General features: G+C 39.6%; 26 protein-coding genes. 24 read left to right on the top strand and 2 right to left on the bottom strand.

What is annotated here, in order from left to right; translation table 11 throughout:
- Positions 1-14 precede the first annotated feature (14 nt).
- From rpsH to rpsI, 20 genes are all read left to right on the top strand, one after another.
- Positions 15-413 (top strand): 30S ribosomal protein S8, encoded by a 399-nt coding sequence (gene rpsH, locus BDR01S_RS15930; protein ID WP_066249418.1) that lies wholly within the window; start codon positions 15-17, stop codon positions 411-413.
- Between the two features lie 31 nt (positions 414-444).
- The gene (rplF, locus tag BDR01S_RS15935; protein WP_066249420.1) at positions 445-981 is read left to right on the top strand and encodes a 50S ribosomal protein L6; all 537 of its coding nucleotides are present in this window, start codon (positions 445-447) and stop codon (positions 979-981) included.
- A 32-nt stretch (positions 982-1,013) separates the two neighbouring features.
- Positions 1,014-1,376, top strand: a complete 363-nt coding sequence (rplR, locus tag BDR01S_RS15940) for a 50S ribosomal protein L18 (protein ID WP_066249423.1) — start codon at positions 1,014-1,016, stop codon at positions 1,374-1,376.
- A 24-nt stretch (positions 1,377-1,400) separates the two neighbouring features.
- The gene (gene rpsE / locus BDR01S_RS15945; protein ID WP_026565538.1) at positions 1,401-1,913 is read left to right on the top strand and encodes a 30S ribosomal protein S5; all 513 of its coding nucleotides are present in this window, start codon (positions 1,401-1,403) and stop codon (positions 1,911-1,913) included.
- A 1-nt stretch (position 1,914) separates the two neighbouring features.
- Complete coding sequence (rpmD, locus tag BDR01S_RS15950) at positions 1,915-2,097, top strand: 50S ribosomal protein L30 (protein ID WP_066249425.1); 183 nt, start codon at positions 1,915-1,917, stop codon at positions 2,095-2,097.
- A gap of 32 nt (positions 2,098-2,129) precedes the next feature.
- Positions 2,130-2,570 (top strand): 50S ribosomal protein L15, encoded by a 441-nt coding sequence (rplO, locus tag BDR01S_RS15955; RefSeq protein ID WP_066249428.1) that lies wholly within the window; start codon positions 2,130-2,132, stop codon positions 2,568-2,570.
- The gene (gene secY, locus BDR01S_RS15960) at positions 2,570-3,865 is read left to right on the top strand and encodes a preprotein translocase subunit SecY (RefSeq protein WP_066249431.1); all 1,296 of its coding nucleotides are present in this window, start codon (positions 2,570-2,572) and stop codon (positions 3,863-3,865) included. The genes rplO and secY overlap by 1 nt, the downstream gene beginning before the upstream one ends.
- A 58-nt stretch (positions 3,866-3,923) precedes the next feature.
- Positions 3,924-4,574: an adenylate kinase gene (locus BDR01S_RS15965; RefSeq protein WP_066249434.1), complete on the top strand. Its 651-nt coding sequence runs from the start codon at positions 3,924-3,926 to the stop codon at positions 4,572-4,574.
- Positions 4,575-4,850: 276 nt separating this feature from the next.
- Positions 4,851-5,069, top strand: coding sequence for a translation initiation factor IF-1 (gene infA / locus BDR01S_RS15970; RefSeq protein ID WP_007085268.1), 219 nt, complete (start codon positions 4,851-4,853; stop codon positions 5,067-5,069).
- A 38-nt stretch (positions 5,070-5,107) separates the two neighbouring features.
- Positions 5,108-5,221: a 50S ribosomal protein L36 gene (rpmJ, locus tag BDR01S_RS15975; RefSeq protein WP_000868344.1), complete on the top strand. Its 114-nt coding sequence runs from the start codon at positions 5,108-5,110 to the stop codon at positions 5,219-5,221.
- Between the two features lie 24 nt (positions 5,222-5,245).
- The gene (rpsM, locus tag BDR01S_RS15980; protein ID WP_026565543.1) at positions 5,246-5,611 is read left to right on the top strand and encodes a 30S ribosomal protein S13; all 366 of its coding nucleotides are present in this window, start codon (positions 5,246-5,248) and stop codon (positions 5,609-5,611) included.
- Between the two features lie 22 nt (positions 5,612-5,633).
- Complete coding sequence (rpsK, locus tag BDR01S_RS15985; RefSeq protein ID WP_024027886.1) at positions 5,634-6,023, top strand: 30S ribosomal protein S11; 390 nt, start codon at positions 5,634-5,636, stop codon at positions 6,021-6,023.
- A 176-nt stretch (positions 6,024-6,199) separates the two neighbouring features.
- The gene (locus BDR01S_RS15990; protein WP_066249439.1) at positions 6,200-7,144 is read left to right on the top strand and encodes a DNA-directed RNA polymerase subunit alpha; all 945 of its coding nucleotides are present in this window, start codon (positions 6,200-6,202) and stop codon (positions 7,142-7,144) included.
- A gap of 55 nt (positions 7,145-7,199) precedes the next feature.
- Positions 7,200-7,562 (top strand): 50S ribosomal protein L17, encoded by a 363-nt coding sequence (rplQ, locus tag BDR01S_RS15995; RefSeq protein ID WP_024027884.1) that lies wholly within the window; start codon positions 7,200-7,202, stop codon positions 7,560-7,562.
- 289 nt (positions 7,563-7,851) lie between these two features.
- Positions 7,852-8,691, top strand: a complete 840-nt coding sequence (locus tag BDR01S_RS16000; protein WP_066249442.1) for an energy-coupling factor ABC transporter ATP-binding protein — start codon at positions 7,852-7,854, stop codon at positions 8,689-8,691.
- On the top strand, positions 8,667-9,536 hold the full coding sequence (locus BDR01S_RS16005; RefSeq protein ID WP_066249445.1) for an energy-coupling factor ABC transporter ATP-binding protein: 870 nt from the start codon (positions 8,667-8,669) through the stop codon (positions 9,534-9,536). Before BDR01S_RS16000 ends, BDR01S_RS16005 begins: the two co-directional genes overlap by 25 nt.
- Complete coding sequence (locus BDR01S_RS16010; RefSeq protein ID WP_066249446.1) at positions 9,533-10,330, top strand: energy-coupling factor transporter transmembrane component T family protein; 798 nt, start codon at positions 9,533-9,535, stop codon at positions 10,328-10,330. Before BDR01S_RS16005 ends, BDR01S_RS16010 begins: the two co-directional genes overlap by 4 nt.
- A 12-nt stretch (positions 10,331-10,342) precedes the next feature.
- Entirely contained in the window at positions 10,343-11,083 is a 741-nt protein-coding gene (truA, locus tag BDR01S_RS16015) for a tRNA pseudouridine(38-40) synthase TruA (RefSeq protein WP_066249450.1), read from the top strand.
- A gap of 254 nt (positions 11,084-11,337) precedes the next feature.
- On the top strand, positions 11,338-11,775 hold the full coding sequence (gene rplM, locus BDR01S_RS16020; protein ID WP_066249453.1) for a 50S ribosomal protein L13: 438 nt from the start codon (positions 11,338-11,340) through the stop codon (positions 11,773-11,775).
- Between the two features lie 20 nt (positions 11,776-11,795).
- Entirely contained in the window at positions 11,796-12,188 is a 393-nt protein-coding gene (gene rpsI, locus BDR01S_RS16025; protein ID WP_066249457.1) for a 30S ribosomal protein S9, read from the top strand.
- A gap of 307 nt (positions 12,189-12,495) precedes the next feature.
- Here the strand turns inward: rpsI and BDR01S_RS16030 are convergent, their stop codons facing one another.
- The gene (locus BDR01S_RS16030; protein ID WP_066249459.1) at positions 12,496-13,410 is read right to left on the bottom strand and encodes a nuclease-related domain-containing protein; all 915 of its coding nucleotides are present in this window, start codon (positions 13,408-13,410) and stop codon (positions 12,496-12,498) included.
- Between the two features lie 196 nt (positions 13,411-13,606).
- On the opposite strand from BDR01S_RS16030, the gene BDR01S_RS16035 reads away from it, so the two are divergent.
- The 3 genes from BDR01S_RS16035 (at position 13,607) to salA (ending at position 16,057) form a co-directional block, all read left to right on the top strand.
- Entirely contained in the window at positions 13,607-14,050 is a 444-nt protein-coding gene (locus tag BDR01S_RS16035; RefSeq protein ID WP_066249462.1) for a YbaK family protein, read from the top strand.
- A gap of 84 nt (positions 14,051-14,134) precedes the next feature.
- Positions 14,135-14,860, top strand: a complete 726-nt coding sequence (cwlD, locus tag BDR01S_RS16040) for an N-acetylmuramoyl-L-alanine amidase CwlD (RefSeq protein WP_268874685.1) — start codon at positions 14,135-14,137, stop codon at positions 14,858-14,860.
- 141 nt (positions 14,861-15,001) lie between these two features.
- The gene (salA, locus tag BDR01S_RS16045; protein ID WP_066249468.1) at positions 15,002-16,057 is read left to right on the top strand and encodes an iron-sulfur carrier protein/transcriptional regulator SalA; all 1,056 of its coding nucleotides are present in this window, start codon (positions 15,002-15,004) and stop codon (positions 16,055-16,057) included.
- A gap of 92 nt (positions 16,058-16,149) precedes the next feature.
- Here the strand turns inward: salA and gerD are convergent, their stop codons facing one another.
- Positions 16,150-16,755, bottom strand: coding sequence for a spore germination lipoprotein GerD (gene gerD, locus BDR01S_RS16050; RefSeq protein WP_066249471.1), 606 nt, complete (start codon positions 16,753-16,755; stop codon positions 16,150-16,152).
- Between the two features lie 149 nt (positions 16,756-16,904).
- Between gerD and BDR01S_RS16055 the strand changes: the two genes are divergently transcribed.
- Positions 16,905-17,597 (top strand): KinB-signaling pathway activation protein, encoded by a 693-nt coding sequence (locus BDR01S_RS16055; protein ID WP_066249473.1) that lies wholly within the window; start codon positions 16,905-16,907, stop codon positions 17,595-17,597.
- Positions 17,598-17,650 lie beyond the last annotated feature (53 nt).

The raw sequence follows: 17,650 nt of genomic DNA on the forward strand, positions 1-17,650 counted from the left end.
AGGAGGTAAAAATAATGGTCATGACAGATCCAATTGCTGATTTGCTTACTCGCATTCGTAATGCGAATATGGTGCGTCACGAAAAGTTAGAAGTGCCTGCTTCTAATATAAAAAAAGAAATTGCTGAAATTTTAAAGCGTGAAGGTTTCGTACGTGATGTCGAATTTATCGAAGACAACAAACAAGGTATTATCCGTATCTTCTTAAAATACGGTGCTAATAACGAACGTGTTATTACTGGTCTTAAGCGCATAAGCAAGCCCGGACTTCGAGTTTACGCAAAATCAACTGAGGTACCACGTGTTCTTAACGGTCTTGGTATCGCATTAGTATCAACATCTACAGGTGTTATTACAGATAAAGAAGCTCGTGCAAAACAAATCGGCGGAGAAGTATTAGCTTACGTTTGGTAATTGAGCTTTTGAATGAATGGAGGTGCACTAAATGTCTCGCGTAGGAAAAAAACCAATTGTTATTCCAGCTGGAGTTACAGTTACTTTAAATAATAATACTGCTACAGTAAAAGGACCTAAGGGTGAATTAACTCGTTCTTTCCACTCTGATATGACTATCAATGTAGAAGAAAATCTTGTAACAATCACTCGTCCTTCTGAAGCGAAAGAACACCGCGCATTACATGGAACTACTCGTGCCGTGCTTGCGAACATGGTTGAAGGTGTATCCACTGGCTTCACTAGAGGCTTAGAATTAATCGGGGTTGGTTATCGTGCTCAAAAGCAAGGTAACAAACTTGTATTAAACGTTGGGTATTCTCATCCAGTTGAAATTGAAGCTGAAGAGGGCCTTGAAATCGAAGTACCTGCTAATACCAAAATCATTATCAAAGGTACTGACAAAGAACGTGTTGGTGCATTAGCAGCCAATATTCGCGGAGTTCGTCCTCCTGAGCCTTATAAAGGTAAAGGAATTCGTTACGAAGGTGAATTTGTTCGTCGTAAAGAAGGTAAAACTGGTAAGTAATGCCTCATAGGTAAACGAAAGGAGTGACGTAAATGATTACGAAGCTTGATAAAAACGCTACTCGCAAGAAAAGACATGCTCGTGTTCGTGCGAAACTTAGCGGAACTTCAGCTCGTCCACGTCTAAATGTGTTTCGTTCTAATAAACATATTTATGCTCAAATAATTGATGACATTAATGGAGTAACTTTAGCGAGTGCTTCTACTTTAGATAAAGACTTTACTTTAGAATCAACTAATAATGTTGAAGCTGCTAAATTGATCGGTGAATTAGTTGCTAAACGTGCGGTAGAAAAAGGTATCACTTCTATTGTCTTTGATCGTGGCGGATACCTATATCATGGACGTATTCAAGTATTAGCTGATGCTGCCCGTGAAAACGGCTTACAATTCTAAAAGACAAAGGAGGGACACAAAAAGATGCGTCGTATTGATCCAAACAAACTTGAACTAGAAGAACGCGTAGTCACGGTTAACCGTGTTGCGAAAGTTGTTAAAGGTGGACGTCGTTTCCGCTTTACAGCCCTTGTTGTTGTAGGCGACAAAAACGGTCACGTTGGTTTCGGTACTGGTAAAGCTCAAGAAGTACCTGATGCTATTCGTAAAGCCATCGAAGATGCAAAGAAAAACTTAGTCGAAGTACCAATGGTTGGAACAACCATCCCTCATCAAGTTATCGGACGCTTTGGTGCTGGTGAAATTCTTCTAAAACCTGCTTCTGAAGGTACAGGAGTTATCGCTGGTGGACCAGTTCGTGCCGTTCTTGAATTAGGCGGAGTAGCTGATATCCTTTCTAAGTCATTAGGAACAAATACTCCTATTAACATGGTTCGTGCAACAATTGATGGACTAAAACAATTAAAACGTGCTGAAGACGTAGCAAAACTACGTGGTAAATCAGTAGAAGAACTGTTAGGATACGGGGGGAAATAAAATGGCGAATAAACTATCTATTACCCTCACTCGCAGTTTGATCGGCCGTCCGGGCGATCAACGTGATACAGTTAAAGCTCTTGGATTACGTAAATTAAATCAAACAGTTGAGCATCAAGATAATGCTGCTATTCGCGGTATGATTACCAAAGTTGCTCACCTTGTTACAGTCAAAGAACAATAATTTATTGTTTTCTTTCATAAGGAGGTGCCAATATGAAACTTCATGAATTAAAACCTGCTGAAGGTTCTCGTAAAGACCGTAAGCGTTTAGGACGTGGAATCGGTTCTGGTCAAGGAAAAACTGCAGGTAAAGGTCATAAAGGTCAAAATGCTCGTTCTGGCGGCGGTGTTCGTCTAGGATTTGAGGGTGGTCAAACACCTTTATATCGCCGTTTACCAAAACGCGGATTTACTAACTTCAGCCGTAAGGAATATGCAGTAGTAAATCTTGATGCTTTAAACCGCTTTGCTGAAGGTACAGAAGTTACTCCAGAACTTCTTATCGAAACAGGCGTTGTAAGTAACGAAAAAGCAGGGATCAAGATTCTTGCTAAAGGGACAATAGAGAACAAGTTGACTGTTAAAGCTCACAAATTCTCCTCTGCTGCTAAGGAAGCGATCGAAGCTGCCGGTGGAACCACTGAGGTGATCTAATGTTCCAGACAATCTCCAATTTTATGCGCGTGGGTGAGATAAGACGTAAGATCATATTCACCCTTTTAATGTTAATTGTATTTCGTTTAGGTACATTTATCCCAGTGCCAAATGTAAATGCGGATGTACTTGCAAATCAAGATAAACTTAGCGTTTTTGGTATTTTAAATACTTTTGGCGGTGGAGCATTAAAACAATTCTCCATCTTTGCAATGGGTATCATGCCTTATATCACTGCTTCGATTATTATTCAACTCCTGCAAATGGATGTTGTACCGAAATTCACGGAATGGTCAAAGCAAGGTGAATCAGGCCGTCGTAAGATTGCACAATTCACTCGATATTTTACAATTGTGCTTGGTTTTATCCAAGCATTAGGCATGTCCTATGGCTTTAATAATTTAGCCAACGGTCAATTGATTCAAAATCCCGGAATTGGCACTTATCTGCTAATCGCAGTTGTCTTAACAGCTGGTACAGCATTTTTAATGTGGTTAGGGGAGCAGATTACCGAAAAAGGTGTTGGTAATGGAATTTCGATTATCATCTTTGCCGGGATCGTTGCTGGTATGCCATCGACTATTAATCAAATTTATGTACAGCAATTTGAGAATGCAGGCGAGGCATTATTCTTACGTATTATTACTGTAGTATTAATAGCACTTGCTGTTATAGCTATTGTAGTTGGTGTTATCTTTATTCAACAAGCTAATCGTAAGATACCTATTCAATATGCAAAGCGTGTAGTTGCAGGACGTAATCCAGTAGGAGGACAATCCACTCATATGCCATTAAAAGTTAATGCTGCGGGTGTAATTCCTGTTATCTTTGCGGTTTCGTTCATTGTAACACCAAGAACAGTCGCATCATTTTTTCCAACAAATGATGTAACACTATGGATTACAAAAATATTTGACTATTCTCATCCAATTGGGATGACGCTATATGCGGCGTTAATTATTGCGTTTACTTATTTCTATGCATTCATTCAAGTTAACCCTGAACAAGCAGCGGAAAACTTGCAAAAGCAAAGTGGATATATCCCAGGTATTCGTCCAGGGAAGAGTACGCAAGAATACTTAACTCGCGTCTTATACCGTTTAACTTTTGTTGGTGCACTCTTCCTAGCTCTGATTGCAGTATTACCTATGTTATTTATTAACATTGCTAATCTTCCACAATCGGCGCAAATCGGTGGAACAAGCTTGCTAATCGTTGTCGGTGTTGCACTTGACACGATGAAACAGCTTGAAGCTCAATTAGTTAAACGTCATTATAAAGGTTTTATTAAATAAAGGTTTTAGGGGACAAAAGCTCCCTAAAACCCATTTAAAGCACGAGGGGGGAACACGTGTGAATTTAGTATTAATGGGGCTTCCAGGTGCCGGCAAAGGTACGCAGGCTGAGAGAATCGTAGAGCAATACGGCATCCCTCATATCTCTACTGGAGATATGTTCCGTGCAGCGATGAAAGAAGGAACAGAACTAGGCTTACAAGCAAAATCATTCATGGATAAGGGTGAACTAGTTCCTGATGAAGTAACTATCGGCATTGTTCGTGAACGATTAAGCAAGGAAGATTGTCAAAAGGGATTCCTTTTAGATGGCTTTCCTAGAACTGTACCTCAAGCAGACGCGTTGGAAAATCTTTTAAATGATTTGAATAAAAAAATTAACTATGTAATCAATATTACTGTTGATAAAGAATTATTAATGGAACGTTTGACAGGCCGTAGGATTTGTAAAGAATGTGGATCAACTTATCATTTAGTGTTTAATCCTCCTAACCAAGAGGGTGTATGCGACCGCTGCGGCGGTGAGTTATACCAACGTGCAGATGATAATGAAGAAACAGTTCAAAATCGATTAGACGTCAATATCAAACAACAAGAACCATTATTAACTTTTTATAAAACAAAAGGTTATCTTCGTACGATTGATGGTCAGCAGGATATTCACAAGGTATTCGCTGAAATCACGCAATTACTTGGGGACATACATTAATGACCGAAAGTAAAACCGTACGAACGACTCTCGACCATCTCTTCACTAAGAATCAAAAGTATGTGAAAGCAAACGGCTTTTCTCTTGTACTGAGTATGTAGGACCGAGAGTTGGGCAAGACTTACATGGGGAATTGTTAATTCCTAATTATGTAGAATTTACTTGCGGACAGAAGAAGAACAATATGTTACTATTATAAGGTTGCTATTTGAGTACGAATGAGAAGAGTTGTATAAACTGTATTCACTATCTTTGATAAGAAGGGAGACGAGATCGATGGCCAAGGATGATGTAATTGAAATTGAAGGTAAAGTCATTGAAACATTGCCGAATGCGATGTTTAAGGTAGAATTAGAAAATGGTCATACCGTGCTAGCGCATGTTTCTGGTAAAATACGAATGCATTTCATTCGGATCCTTCCGGGTGACAAAGTGACTGTTGAGCTTTCTCCATATGACTTAACACGCGGAAGAATTACTTACCGCTTTAAATAATGCTTGCACTCCGTACTACTAAGGAGGTTAGGATAATAATGAAAGTAAGACCATCTGTTAAACCGATCTGCGAGAAGTGTAAAGTTATCCGTAGACGCGGAAAAGTTATGGTTATCTGTGAAAACCCTAAACATAAACAAAAACAAGGTTAATTTTGAAGGAGGTGCGCATTTTCTATGGCACGTATTGCTGGTGTAGATATTCCACGTGAAAAACGTGTTGTTATCTCTTTAACTTACATTTATGGAATTGGTAAAAATACTGCACAAAAAGTACTAGCAGAAGCTGGTGTTTCTGAAGATACACGTGTACGTGATTTAACAGAAGACGAATTAAACAAAATCCGTGACATCATCGACAAATTAAAAGTTGAAGGTGACCTTCGCCGTGAAATTTCTCTTAACATTAAGCGTTTAATGGAAATCGGCTGTTACCGCGGATTACGTCATCGTCGTGGTTTACCAGTTCGTGGACAAAATACGAAAAACAACGCTCGTACTCGCAAAGGTCCTCGTAAGACTGTAGCGAACAAGAAGAAGTAATCGGTAAAGGAGGTTAATTTAAATGGCACGTAAAACGAATACACGTAAACGTCGTGTTAAAAAGAATATTGAATCTGGTATTGCTCATATTCGTTCAACTTTTAACAATACGATCGTAACAATTACTGATGTACATGGTAATGCAATTTCATGGTCAAGTGCTGGTGCGCTTGGATTTAGAGGTTCTCGTAAATCTACACCATTTGCTGCACAAATGGCGGCTGAAACAGCAGCTAAGACTTCCATTGAACATGGTATGAAAACTTTAGAAGTTACTGTAAAAGGACCTGGTGCTGGTCGTGAAGCGGCAATCCGTGCTCTTCAAGCTGCTGGTCTAGAAGTAACTGCAATTAAAGACGTAACACCTGTTCCTCATAATGGATGCCGTCCACCAAAACGTCGTCGTGTTTAATTTTTCTGTATAGATTCTGTATCATATGTCTATAATGGGATATGATATTAATTTTTTGCACTCTTACAGAAGATTTATTCCAGTTGTTGTGCACAAAACGGGAACGTATACACGGGGACTTTCTATTAGTAAATAGGCTAATATGAAGTTTCGACGTTTTGAAGGAGGGTTATTGGATGATCGAAATAGAAAAACCAAAAATCGAAACGATTGAGATCAACGACGATGCTAAGTACGGTAAGTTTGTCGTAGAGCCACTTGAGCGTGGATATGGTACCACTTTGGGTAACTCCTTACGTCGTATCCTATTATCTTCACTCCCAGGTGCCGCGGTTACATCGATCCAGGTCGATGGGGTACTTCATGAGTTCTCAACAATTGAAGGCGTCGTAGAGGATGTAACATCTATCATTTTGAACATTAAAAAACTAGCTTTAAAAATCTACTCTGATGAAGAAAAGACGCTTGAATTTGATGTACAAGGTGAAGGCCCTGTATTAGCCGGAAATATCACTCATGATAGTGATGTTGAGGTTTTAAATCCAGATCTTCATATTGCTACATTAGCTGCAAATGGTCATCTTCGCATGCGTTTGACGGCTAAACGTGGACGTGGATATACTCCAGCTGTTCAAAACAAAAGAGAAGATCAACCAATTGGTGTGATTCCAATCGATTCCATTTTTACACCAGTATCACGTGTGCAATTTCAAGTAGAAAATACACGCGTTGGTCAAATGTCTAATTTTGACAAGTTGACTCTTGATGTATGGACTGATGGAAGCACTGGACCAAAAGAAGCGATTGCTCTTGGTTCGAAAATTTTAACCGAGCATTTGAATATATTTGTTGGTTTAACCGACGAAGCACAAAATGCTGAAATCATGATTGAAAAAGAAGAAGATCAAAAAGAAAAAGTTCTTGAAATGACAATTGAAGAACTAGACCTTTCTGTTCGTTCTTACAACTGCTTAAAGCGTGCTGGAATCAACACTGTTCAGGAATTAGCTAATAAGACTGAAGAAGATATGATGAAAGTTCGTAACTTAGGCCGCAAATCACTTGAAGAAGTGAAGGCAAAACTAGAGGAGCTTGGATTAGGCTTACGTAAAGACGACTGATCTTTAGGATAGCTATTCATCCGACTTATGACTTCAACAAAGGAGGGAACCCTTCATGGCATACAGAAAGTTAGGACGCACAAGTGCACAGCGTAAAGCTATGCTACGTGATTTAACTACAGATTTAATTATCAATGAGCGCATTGAAACAACAGAAACTCGTGCGAAGGAAATTCGTGTGACTGTTGAAAAAATGATCACTTTAGGTAAACGCGGTGATTTACATGCTCGTCGTCAAGCTGCTTCATATGTTCGTAATGAAGTTGCTGATGCTGAAAATAATACAAGTGCATTACAAAAACTTTTCGCTGATATCGCACCACGTTATCAAGAGCGTCAAGGTGGATACACTCGAATTATGAAACTTGGACCACGCCGCGGCGATGGTGCACCAATGGTTATTATCGAGTTAGTTTAATCACTTACAGACAACAAGGGCGCTGGACAGTTTAAAATCAAACTTGTTCTTTGCCCTTTTTCTGTAAATGAACTTTATATCGTGTCAGACCCAAGCCCAAAAGAGTGTTATGATGAGCGGATTAAATTAATTACGTCTCGTCTAGCTCATGCACCTCCTCCTATTTCTTTTATAGAAATTCCTTATATCGCAGCTAGAACGAAGCTGCATAGGGACGAGGTGCAGGCTTTTTTTTATATATAGAAATAGATAAGATGAGAATAGTTTAGCTGAGAGGAGGAAATATCTGATGAAAAATTCGATTGTATCTCTTAAGGATGTTTCATTTCAATACGACACACAAGAACGTTATGCTCTGAATCATGTCTCTTTTGATATATATGAGGGAGAATGGCTTGCCATCGTCGGTCATAATGGATCAGGTAAATCAACAATGGCAAAACTCTTAAATGGTCTCCAATTTCCACAAAGTGGGCAAATTCATGTCTGTGGGATAGAGCTAAATGAGGAATCGATTTGGGATATCCGAAAAAAATTAGGGATGGTCTTTCAAAATCCTGATAACCAGTTCGTTGGAACTACAGTGCAGGATGATGTGGCTTTTGGTCTAGAAAATAACGGCATTCCTAGAGACGAAATGATTCAAAGAGTCGGGGATTCGCTTAAGAAGGTAAAGATGGAAAAGTTTCTGTATCAAGAGCCCCACCATCTATCAGGCGGACAAAAGCAACGAGTAGCTATCGCAGGTGTGCTAGCCCTACGACCGTCGATCATTATTCTTGATGAAGCCACTTCTATGCTTGATCCAAGAGGACGTGAAGAAGTGTTGGAGACCGTTCGATTATTAAAAGAAGAGAAATCTTTGACCGTTATCTCCATTACTCATGACTTAGAAGAGGCAGCCAAGGCGGATCGTATTATTGTCATGAACAAAGGAGAAGTCTTCCGTGAAGGAACGCCTGAAGAGATTTTCTCCATGGATGAGCAATTAGTTCAGTTAGGGTTAGATATTCCCTTTTCAGTGAAAATGACCAAAGCTTTCAGGGTTCAAGGAATTGAGCTAGCGAAGCAGTATTTATCGGAAGAAGAGTTGGTGAAAGAGTTATGGACATCTCGCTCAAACATGTAGAATATCGTTATCAAAAAAATACTCCTTTTGAACGACTGGCCATAGAGGATGTGTCTATTGATATTCCAACAGGTGTGTATATGGCGATTATTGGTCATACCGGTTCGGGGAAATCAACAGTCCTGCAGCATTTAAATGCTCTCCTTCAACCCACAAAAGGATCAGTTGAGATTGGTGAACATGAAATAGTAGCTTCGCAGAAAAATAAGAACTTAAAAAAAATCCGGCAAAAGGTCGGGATCGTCTTTCAGTTTCCTGAACACCAGTTATTTGAGGAAACGGTCGAAAAAGACATTATTTTTGGACCGTTGAATTTTGGAGTTTCTGAAACGGAAGCAAAAGAGCGGGCACGCATTGCCTTAAAGCAAGTGGGTCTAGCGGAAGAAATTCTAGAAAAATCACCATTTGACCTCTCGGGGGGACAAATGAGGCGAGTGGCAATTGCCGGAGTGCTGGCAATGGAACCCGATGTCATTGTCCTGGATGAGCCTACTGCAGGATTAGACCCCAGGGGGCGTAAAGAGGTTATGGATATGTTCTATTCCCTCCATAAGGAAAGAAAGCTGTCTACCATCCTTGTCACACATAGTATGGAGGATGCGGCAAGATACGCAGATCAAATTGTGATTATGCAGCAAGGAAAGGTAGTTAAAAAAGGGACACCGGAGGAAATCTTCTCTTCACCAACTGAGCTTGTTGAAATGGGGCTAGATGTTCCAGAGGTGGTTCGCTTTCAACTGAAGCTTGAAGAAAAACTCGATATGAAATTAGAGAAAATTTTTCTAACCATTGATGAACTGTCTTCTGCTGTAGCAAAAAGAATAAGCAGAGGTGTGCGCTCATGATGGAAAAAATGATTTTTGGACGCTATGTCCCGGCGGATTCGATTATTCATAAAATGGATCCCCGCTCAAAATTGCTGATTATCTTTCTATTTGTATGTGTTATTTTTTTAGCAAATAATGCCTTAACCTATGCACTTATTGGAATTTATACGTTTTTAATGCTTGGATTGTCGCGCATCCCCGTACGTTTTTTATACGGCGGTCTGAAACCAGTTATCTGGCTTGTTCTTTTTACCTTAGTGCTGCAACTGTTTTTTACAAAAGAAGGTACTCTTTTATTCGAATTAGGTCCGATTAAAATTTACGAAGAAGGGGTCAGACAGGGGATTTTTATTTCCTTTCGATTCTTTTTCTTAATTCTAATGACGTCACTGCTGACATTAACTACTACCCCAATTGAGATTACCGATGGAATTGAAACACTATTACATCCTTTGAATAAAATCCGTTTCCCTGTCCACGAAATGGCGTTAATGATGTCGATTTCCTTACGTTTTATTCCTACACTTATGCAGGAAACGGATAAGATTATGAAGGCGCAGATTGCCAGAGGTGTGGAGTTTGCAAGCGGGCCTTTTAAGGAGCGCATTAAAGCTGTCATTCCATTGCTTATCCCTTTGTTTGTCAGCTCCTTTAAACGGGCGGAGGAACTAGCGATTGCAATGGAAGCTAGAGGTTATCGAGGTGGGGAAGGAAGAACAAAGTACAGGGAATTATCCTGGAAAAATGCTGATTCCCTCCAGTTGGGGTTCTTAGTCATTCTAACCATCCTACTCATTTTATTACGTTCATAATGGAGCGAAACGATGCCAAGGTATAAATCTATCATTAGTTATGACGGTTCGGGCTTTTCTGGCTATCAGGTCCAACCGAATAAGCGGACCGTGCAGTCTGTTTTGGAAGCCGTATTAACAAAAATGCATAAGGGCGAACCCGTGAGAGTCAGCGCTTCAGGTCGAACCGATGCCGGTGTCCATGCAAAAGGACAAGTCATTCATTTTGATTCCCCACTGCATATTCCTGCTGATAAATGGGAGCGGGCATTGAATTCAATGCTGCCTGAAGATCTTTCTGTTTTATCAGTTGGTTCTGTATCCGACTCTTTTCATGCCCGCTTTGACGCAAAAGGGAAGGAATATCGCTATGTCCTTCGTTTATCTCAAAAACGAGATCCTTTTCAGCGGAATTTTGTCTACCAATATCCATACCCATTAAATTTAAAGGCGATGGAGCAGGCAAGTAAATTTTTTCTGGGTACTCACGACTTTACAAGCTTTTGTGCGGCAAAAACGGAAGTAGAAGATAAAGTTCGAAGGATTGATTCCATTGATTTTACCCTTAAGGATGATTTACTGACGATCCGTTTTAAAGGGAATGGCTTTTTGTATAATATGGTTCGCATCTTAGTCGGGACTCTGTTAGAGGTGGCCTCAGGTGAACGCAGCCCTGAAGATATTCCGATTATCTTAGCTCATAAAGACCGGAGGCTATCAGGAAAGACTGCTCCACCCCATGGATTATATCTTTGGCAAGTATTTTATGAATAAAAAAGTGTAAACAACTTTACCTGGTGTAACATTTTCTTGACATATTGGCTTGAAGAACTTATTATATTATATGTGCGTGTTTTTAATCCCACGATAAAGCCCCGGAAAGTCTTAATCGTGATTGAAAATATATGAATACAAACTTAACCGCACGAGGGTAGTAGCCGTTCATTCCCGGAACAGAATCGAACGCTAATTGCTTTGAAAGTGCGAAAACAATAATCTTTAATGGATTTAAATTAGGAGGGAAACTCATGCGTACAACGTTTATGGCAAATGCCAACACTATCGAGCGTAAATGGTACGTGATTGATGCTGAAGGCAAAACTCTTGGTCGTCTTGCTTCTGAAGTAGCAGCAATCCTACGTGGTAAAAACAAACCAACTTTTACACCACATGTTGACACTGGTGATCATGTGATTATTCTTAACGCATCAAAAGTAGAACTAACTGGTAAAAAATTGACTGACAAGATTTACTACCGTCACACAATGCATCCAGGTGGTTTGAAAACTAGAACAGCTCTTGAAATGCGTACTAACTATGCTGAGAAAATGATCGAGCTTGCTGTTAAAGGTATGCTTCCAAAGAATTCTCTTGGCCGTCAAACGTTTAAAAAATTACATGTATATGCTGGCAGCGAACATCCGCACCAAGCACAACAACCTGAAGTTTACGAACTTCGCGGTTAATAAAGAGGGAGGGAATTAACTTGGCACAAGTTCAATATATCGGTACAGGTCGCCGTAAAAGTTCTGTAGCACGTGTACGTTTAGTACCAGGCACAGGAAAAATTATTGTCAATGGTCGTGAAATCGAAGATTATATCCCATTTGAAGCATTACGTGTTGTTGTAAGACAACCATTAGTAGCAACTGAAACAGTTGGAAGCTACGATGTTCTTGTAAACGTAAGCGGTGGTGGATACACTGGTCAAGCTGGAGCAATCCGTCATGGTGTAGCTCGTGCATTACTACAAGCTGATCCAGAATACCGTCCAACATTAAAACGCGCTGGTTTCTTAACTCGTGACCCACGTATGAAAGAACGTAAAAAATACGGTCTTAAAGGTGCTCGTCGTGCGCCTCAGTTCTCAAAACGTTAATTTCTGGCGTTTCAAAGGCTCTCAACCAATTTGGTTGGGGGTCTTTTTTTGACTGAAGGGATAGGATGTAAGCAGAAAAGCCAGAGTAGCCAATCGAGGCTATTGACGACCGAGCAGAAGAAAAAAGAGAAGCTAAGGTAGCCAATAGAGGCTATTGACGACCGAGCAGAGGAAAATAGAGAAGCTAAGGTAGCCAATAGAGGCTATTGATGACCGAGCAAGGGAAAAAAAGAGTACATAGGGTGTCAATCGCCCCCTATGTACGAAAATGAGTCTAACTAAGTCTATAGAATATAAAAATCACCTTTTATTCATAATAAGTCCATTGGCCAAACCCGACCAAGGTATAGTCTTGCTTAAGGATTCGACTAATTTGTTTTCTAGACCAAACCCTTCCACACCATTCATAAACCCGGTTAGTAGTAATTTTTAAATCTGGAAAAAGCAGCACTAACTCCTCCACACACCGTAAGACAGCTGAATCAACCAACTCTGAGTGCCCGCATTTATCACACACCAATATCTTCTTTTGTACATCAACAAAAGAAATTAATGAGTAACAATCGGCGCAAAGAGGCCCCTTTTTTAATTGATCATAGCTATAATGCGGCAAACGGGTAAAGGGGCAATCGGTTTGATGCATCGTGATTAATTGGTCAGCCAGCCTTTTGTGGCGGGTCGTTAGCTTTGATGGTATTTCATTTAATTTTTTCATCAGGCCATTTAGCTGGGTGGGATGTATAATGGGTTCATTTATTGGGGCTTGATATAAGGTGAAATTGGGGTTTACAAAGGCCACGTCACCTTCAATAGGTAAATGAAAGCCAAGACTTTTGAGTAAAGGGCGGAGGAGTAATTTACTGCGATTTAATTGGTGTAAAGGATTACTTATTTCATTCTTAGATAATTTAGGATAGAAATTTCCTAATTCATACCTATAATCCCCCTCATGGTTTTTAATTTCATAGGGGTAGATGGTATGTTGAGCGATGATTAATGTATCAATTTGAAAAAAACCGCTCGTCTGAAGACACAAATCATTTAATATGTATAAATCATTTTGAAGCATCAAAGTTAGCTGGTCAAAGAGCAACTCACCATTGTACCCTTTTTCAAGGTTCTCATAATGCTGCTTATCTGTAGAAGGTAAATCCATTCGTGCGTTTAAAAAGCTTAGTATCCTATATTCTTTTGACTTCGTACGAGACTTTAAAGTCGGCATATCCCACTTCCTTTCTCATTTCAAAATACTCCACCTTAATTTTACAAAATGTAGCACCAAAATAGTTTGAATACTTTGTTAACAAATAGTCGAGCATCTGCAAAATCATCGGATAAAAATTGGCAACTTAAAACGACCGGAACTTTGCATTTCTTCTGAACAGCAGATAAAGAATAGTTCTAAGAGGTGAAAAGTAGTGACAGTAATTACGACCTTTAAAGAAAAAAAACGGGAAAAACAGATAAAATACGAGCGTTCGGTCCTTCGGGAACTATCGATCAATACATTAAAAGAACGAGTCCAACAATACTTTGGCTCAACAAGAATTGCCTCAAACTTAGTAATGAATACCGGAATTGAAGAAGCGTGCTACGACATCGCACTTGAGTCCTTTTTATTAGGGGCAAAATTCAGCAAGTTTGGTTATTATGGCGAGAACTTAGATGAGGTTCGCAAACGCTGCTACCGAGAAGAAAAACATTTAATTGATACCCTCTATAATTTTTTCCTCTATTGGGGCAACGGTGAAGAGGGAGCGATGAGTGAGTCACTATATTATCTATGTGAGCAATATATCCATATTTGGTGGAGAGAAGGCTACGAAAAAGGGCAAAGGCGTCATAAGCTCCGGCTCCATTAAGGTTCAGCATTTCTTCCTGTTCTAAATCCCCCCTTTGTCCCATATAGTTAAGTGAAAAGGGACGAGCGGGAAGGAATGATTGGGGTGTCAAAGCGAGGATTAAAAATCATAAGTTTTATCGTCGGTTTATTTGTGTTGTTTTTCGTTTTACAGTACGACTTTGCCGAAGATGACTCGTTGAATGCGTGGAATCTTCCGTTGTCGGGGAAAATCATTTTACTTGACCCTGGCCATGGCGGTCCGGATGGCGGCGCAGGAACGGGGCAAACGTTGGAAAAAGATATTGCCTTAGAGATTACTAAGAAAGTCAGGGGCTACCTACAAATGCAAGGTGCGCTCGTTATTATGACTAGAGAATCCGATAAAGATTTGGCCGCGCCTGATACAAGGGGTTACAGTAGAAGAAAAGTCGAAGATTTAAAAAATAGACTAAACATGATAAATAACGGTGATAATGATTTCTTTGTCAGCATTCATTTAAATGCCATTCCTTCTTCCAGATGGAGCGGGGCACAAACCTTTTATGCGCCTCATTTTAAGGAAAATGCTAAGGCCGCAAAGTTTGTGCAGGAAGAACTTCGAAAAAACTTGGAGAACACCACTCGCAGAGCCAAACCAATAAATAATGTGTATATTTTAAAGAATGCCAAGAAGCCGGGTATTTTAGTTGAAGTCGGCTTTTTATCCAATCCAACAGAAAAGGAATATTTAAAAAAGGATGCCTACCAGGAGAAGATTGCCATATCGATATATCAAGGGATAACTCGGTATTACACGAATGAAAAAGAATTAGTTGAACCAGATTATTGAAGGTGGAGTCCACCTTCAATTTTTTTGCAAAGAAAATTTCGGTATTCCTATAAAAATACGTGTGATTCATTTAACTGTTTCTCAAAGTGATTATGTTATACTGAGAGATGGAAACGAATTCAAAATGTGAGGTGCTTTTTTATGTTAACAGAAGAAAGAGTCCATGAGGTTCTAGGCAGCCTCCAAGAACCATTTTTACATAAAACCTTAGCTGAATTAAATGCTATTGTCGAAATAAAGATTAAAGAGGAAAAAAACCACGTCAGTGTAAAAGTGGCCATTGCGAAGACGGGAACTGCTGAACAGCTCCAACTGCAAACACAAATTGTTAGTTTGTTAAAAGAAGAAGGAGCGGCATCAGTAGGTATTCGTTTTACGGAACTTCCTGAAGAAGTGTTAGCGGCAAACCGCCAAGCACAATCAGAAACGGATGATTCAAACTTGCTTCATTCAAAGAATACCACCTTCATTGCGATCGCAAGTGGAAAAGGCGGCGTAGGTAAATCAACTGTATCGGTTAACCTTGCCGTTGCACTAGCACGTCTAGGCAAAAAGGTTGGACTTATTGACGCGGATATTTATGGATTTAGTGTTCCAGATATGATGGGAATTACAGAAAGACCTGTTGTTAGAGGGGAAAAGATCATTCCTGTTGAACGGTTTGGTGTACAAGTCATTTCAATGGGCTTCTTTGTCGAAGATAATTCACCGATTATCTGGCGTGGACCGATGTTAGGGAAGATGCTAAACAGCTTCTTTAATGAAGTAGAATGGGGCGACATCGAGTATTTACTGTTAGATTTACCGCCTGGAACAGGGGATGTCGCATTAGACGTTCATACTATGCTTCCTGCATGTAAAGAAGTGATTGTAACAACACCGCATCCAACGGCTGCTTTTGTAGCTGCACGTGCAGGGGCAATGGCTCTGAAAACAGATCATGAAATTCTTGGTGTTATTGAAAACATGGCATATTTTGAAAGTAAATTAACCGGTGAAAAAGAATATGTATTTGGCCAAGGAGGCGGCGATAAATTAGCTGAAGAATTGAATACAGAAGTTCTTGGCCGTCTGCCACTAAATCAGCCTGATTGGAACGAGGAAGACTTTGCTCCATCGATCTATCAAGAAGACCATCAGATTGGAAAAATTTATTTAGAAATAGCTGAAAAAGTAACTGGCTTGCTAAAAAAATAGATAAATGATATAGAAGCCTCTTCCAATGCAGAAAAGGCTTCTATTTTTTTGGTAAGTATTTTACGATTTAGCTTCAACGGCCTTGGTCGCTCTTACTGCCCCCCGGATTGATTGCTGCTTGAACTTCCCTTATCGCTCGATGATGACTTCGTATTTGCTTCCTCTGCTGCTTTTAAGAGTAATTCTTGTATTTTAGCTTTAAATAAAGGACTATCAATCGTTTCCGTAATTACCTTTTGGAGATGTGTGCGGTATTCCTTGCTTTTTAGAGCATCTGTCATTTGTTTTTGGATTTCAGGTTCTTTAAAAACTTCCACCATCATTCCTCTATATTCCGGGTCATTCATTAGTTCCTTCAGTAACTTTTTATTTTCTGATTTTAAATTTTTAGAAATACTTTGTGCGAATTTGGGATCACTAAATGTTTTTTTCCAGTATTCTTTTGCTTTATCTGTAGTAAGTGTTTGCTGGATGGTATCAGAGACAACCTTTTGGTCCATCACCAGTTTTTCTTTCATGCTATCACTTGACATCACATCTTGAATTGCCTTCTTACCATCATCCGTTTTTAGAATATCAACAACCATTTTCTTCGTTGCTTCGTAATCAACTTGTCCTCCGCCGCTGGTATCACTGGAAGAACAACTGGTAAGGAACACCATGATGGGCAGGAGGAGCACCATGCTTTTCGCTTTCATTAATAAGCCCCTTTCACATAAAAATCCTTAAGTTTAGCATGTTGTAACTGATGAGAGATTATTCGTTTGCAAATATAAATTATGGATTTTTCAAATTTGGATTGGTACAATCATAATGTTATCTATATTTGTAGATGGAGGTTTATCGTGTGACGAGCCGTAATTGGGTAAAATTATTTTTGAATACATTATTAGTAGGCGGACTCATGACGGCTATTGTGGGCTTTATTGTTCGCTGGAATGAGTTTCAGCCTTATTTTACTGAATTTAAACTCATTGATATATTATCAACGTTAATTTGGCTAATTGTCATGGGCTTTCTGTTTAGTGTCATCAGCCAAATGGGCTTTTTCGCATATTTAACGATTCACCGGTTTGGACTAGGAATCTTTAAATCAGTATCACTGTGGAATGCTGTTCAAGTCATCCTTATTCTATTTGGTTTATTTGATTTAGTTTATTTACGTTACGAAAACTTTGCCGGCCCTGACGATTCCATTCTTCCTTACTTCGGCCCGGCTATTTTGCTGTTAGTCGTTGGTCTGGCTGTGGCTTGGTATAAGACCAAGCAGACGAATCGGGATGCGTTTATACCGGCCATGTTTTTTATGATTGTGGTTACATTAGTTGAGTGGGTACCAGTCCTTCGTGTAAATGAACAAAGCTGGCTATACCTGATGTTGTTTGCATTGGTCGCTTGTAATGCCTATCAACTGTTAATTCTTCACAAATTAAACCTACAATCTGAGCAGGATAGACAAAAAAGAGCAGGTCAATCTCCGAGTACATCAAAAAGTAATAAACCATCGAATTTGAAAAAGACAAAAAAACCGTCCATTTAGTAGGTTGGACGGTTTTGTTTGTGAGGTGCAAAACGGTTAATCACAAACCTAAT

The sequence above is a fragment of the Neobacillus drentensis NBRC 102427 genome (genome assembly GCF_001591445.1).
GTDB lineage: Bacteria > Bacillota > Bacilli > Bacillales > Cytobacillaceae > Neobacillus > Neobacillus drentensis.

Coding starts and splice junctions, on each gene's coding strand:
- rpsH (WP_066249418.1), top strand. CDS start 15: ATGGTCATGACAGATCCAATTGCTGATTTGCTTACTCGCATTCGTAAT.
- rplF (WP_066249420.1), top strand. CDS start 445: ATGTCTCGCGTAGGAAAAAAACCAATTGTTATTCCAGCTGGAGTTACA.
- rplR (WP_066249423.1), top strand. CDS start 1,014: ATGATTACGAAGCTTGATAAAAACGCTACTCGCAAGAAAAGACATGCT.
- rpsE (WP_026565538.1), top strand. CDS start 1,401: ATGCGTCGTATTGATCCAAACAAACTTGAACTAGAAGAACGCGTAGTC.
- rpmD (WP_066249425.1), top strand. CDS start 1,915: ATGGCGAATAAACTATCTATTACCCTCACTCGCAGTTTGATCGGCCGT.
- rplO (WP_066249428.1), top strand. CDS start 2,130: ATGAAACTTCATGAATTAAAACCTGCTGAAGGTTCTCGTAAAGACCGT.
- secY (WP_066249431.1), top strand. CDS start 2,570: ATGTTCCAGACAATCTCCAATTTTATGCGCGTGGGTGAGATAAGACGT.
- infA (WP_007085268.1), top strand. CDS start 4,851: ATGGCCAAGGATGATGTAATTGAAATTGAAGGTAAAGTCATTGAAACA.
- rpmJ (WP_000868344.1), top strand. CDS start 5,108: ATGAAAGTAAGACCATCTGTTAAACCGATCTGCGAGAAGTGTAAAGTT.
- rpsM (WP_026565543.1), top strand. CDS start 5,246: ATGGCACGTATTGCTGGTGTAGATATTCCACGTGAAAAACGTGTTGTT.
- rpsK (WP_024027886.1), top strand. CDS start 5,634: ATGGCACGTAAAACGAATACACGTAAACGTCGTGTTAAAAAGAATATT.
- BDR01S_RS15990 (WP_066249439.1), top strand. CDS start 6,200: ATGATCGAAATAGAAAAACCAAAAATCGAAACGATTGAGATCAACGAC.
- rplQ (WP_024027884.1), top strand. CDS start 7,200: ATGGCATACAGAAAGTTAGGACGCACAAGTGCACAGCGTAAAGCTATG.
- BDR01S_RS16000 (WP_066249442.1), top strand. CDS start 7,852: ATGAAAAATTCGATTGTATCTCTTAAGGATGTTTCATTTCAATACGAC.
- BDR01S_RS16005 (WP_066249445.1), top strand. CDS start 8,667: ATGGACATCTCGCTCAAACATGTAGAATATCGTTATCAAAAAAATACT.
- BDR01S_RS16010 (WP_066249446.1), top strand. CDS start 9,533: ATGATGGAAAAAATGATTTTTGGACGCTATGTCCCGGCGGATTCGATT.
- truA (WP_066249450.1), top strand. CDS start 10,343: ATGCCAAGGTATAAATCTATCATTAGTTATGACGGTTCGGGCTTTTCT.
- rplM (WP_066249453.1), top strand. CDS start 11,338: ATGCGTACAACGTTTATGGCAAATGCCAACACTATCGAGCGTAAATGG.
- BDR01S_RS16030 (WP_066249459.1), bottom strand. CDS start 13,410: ATGCCGACTTTAAAGTCTCGTACGAAGTCAAAAGAATATAGGATACTA.
- salA (WP_066249468.1), top strand. CDS start 15,002: ATGTTAACAGAAGAAAGAGTCCATGAGGTTCTAGGCAGCCTCCAAGAA.
- gerD (WP_066249471.1), bottom strand. CDS start 16,755: ATGAAAGCGAAAAGCATGGTGCTCCTCCTGCCCATCATGGTGTTCCTT.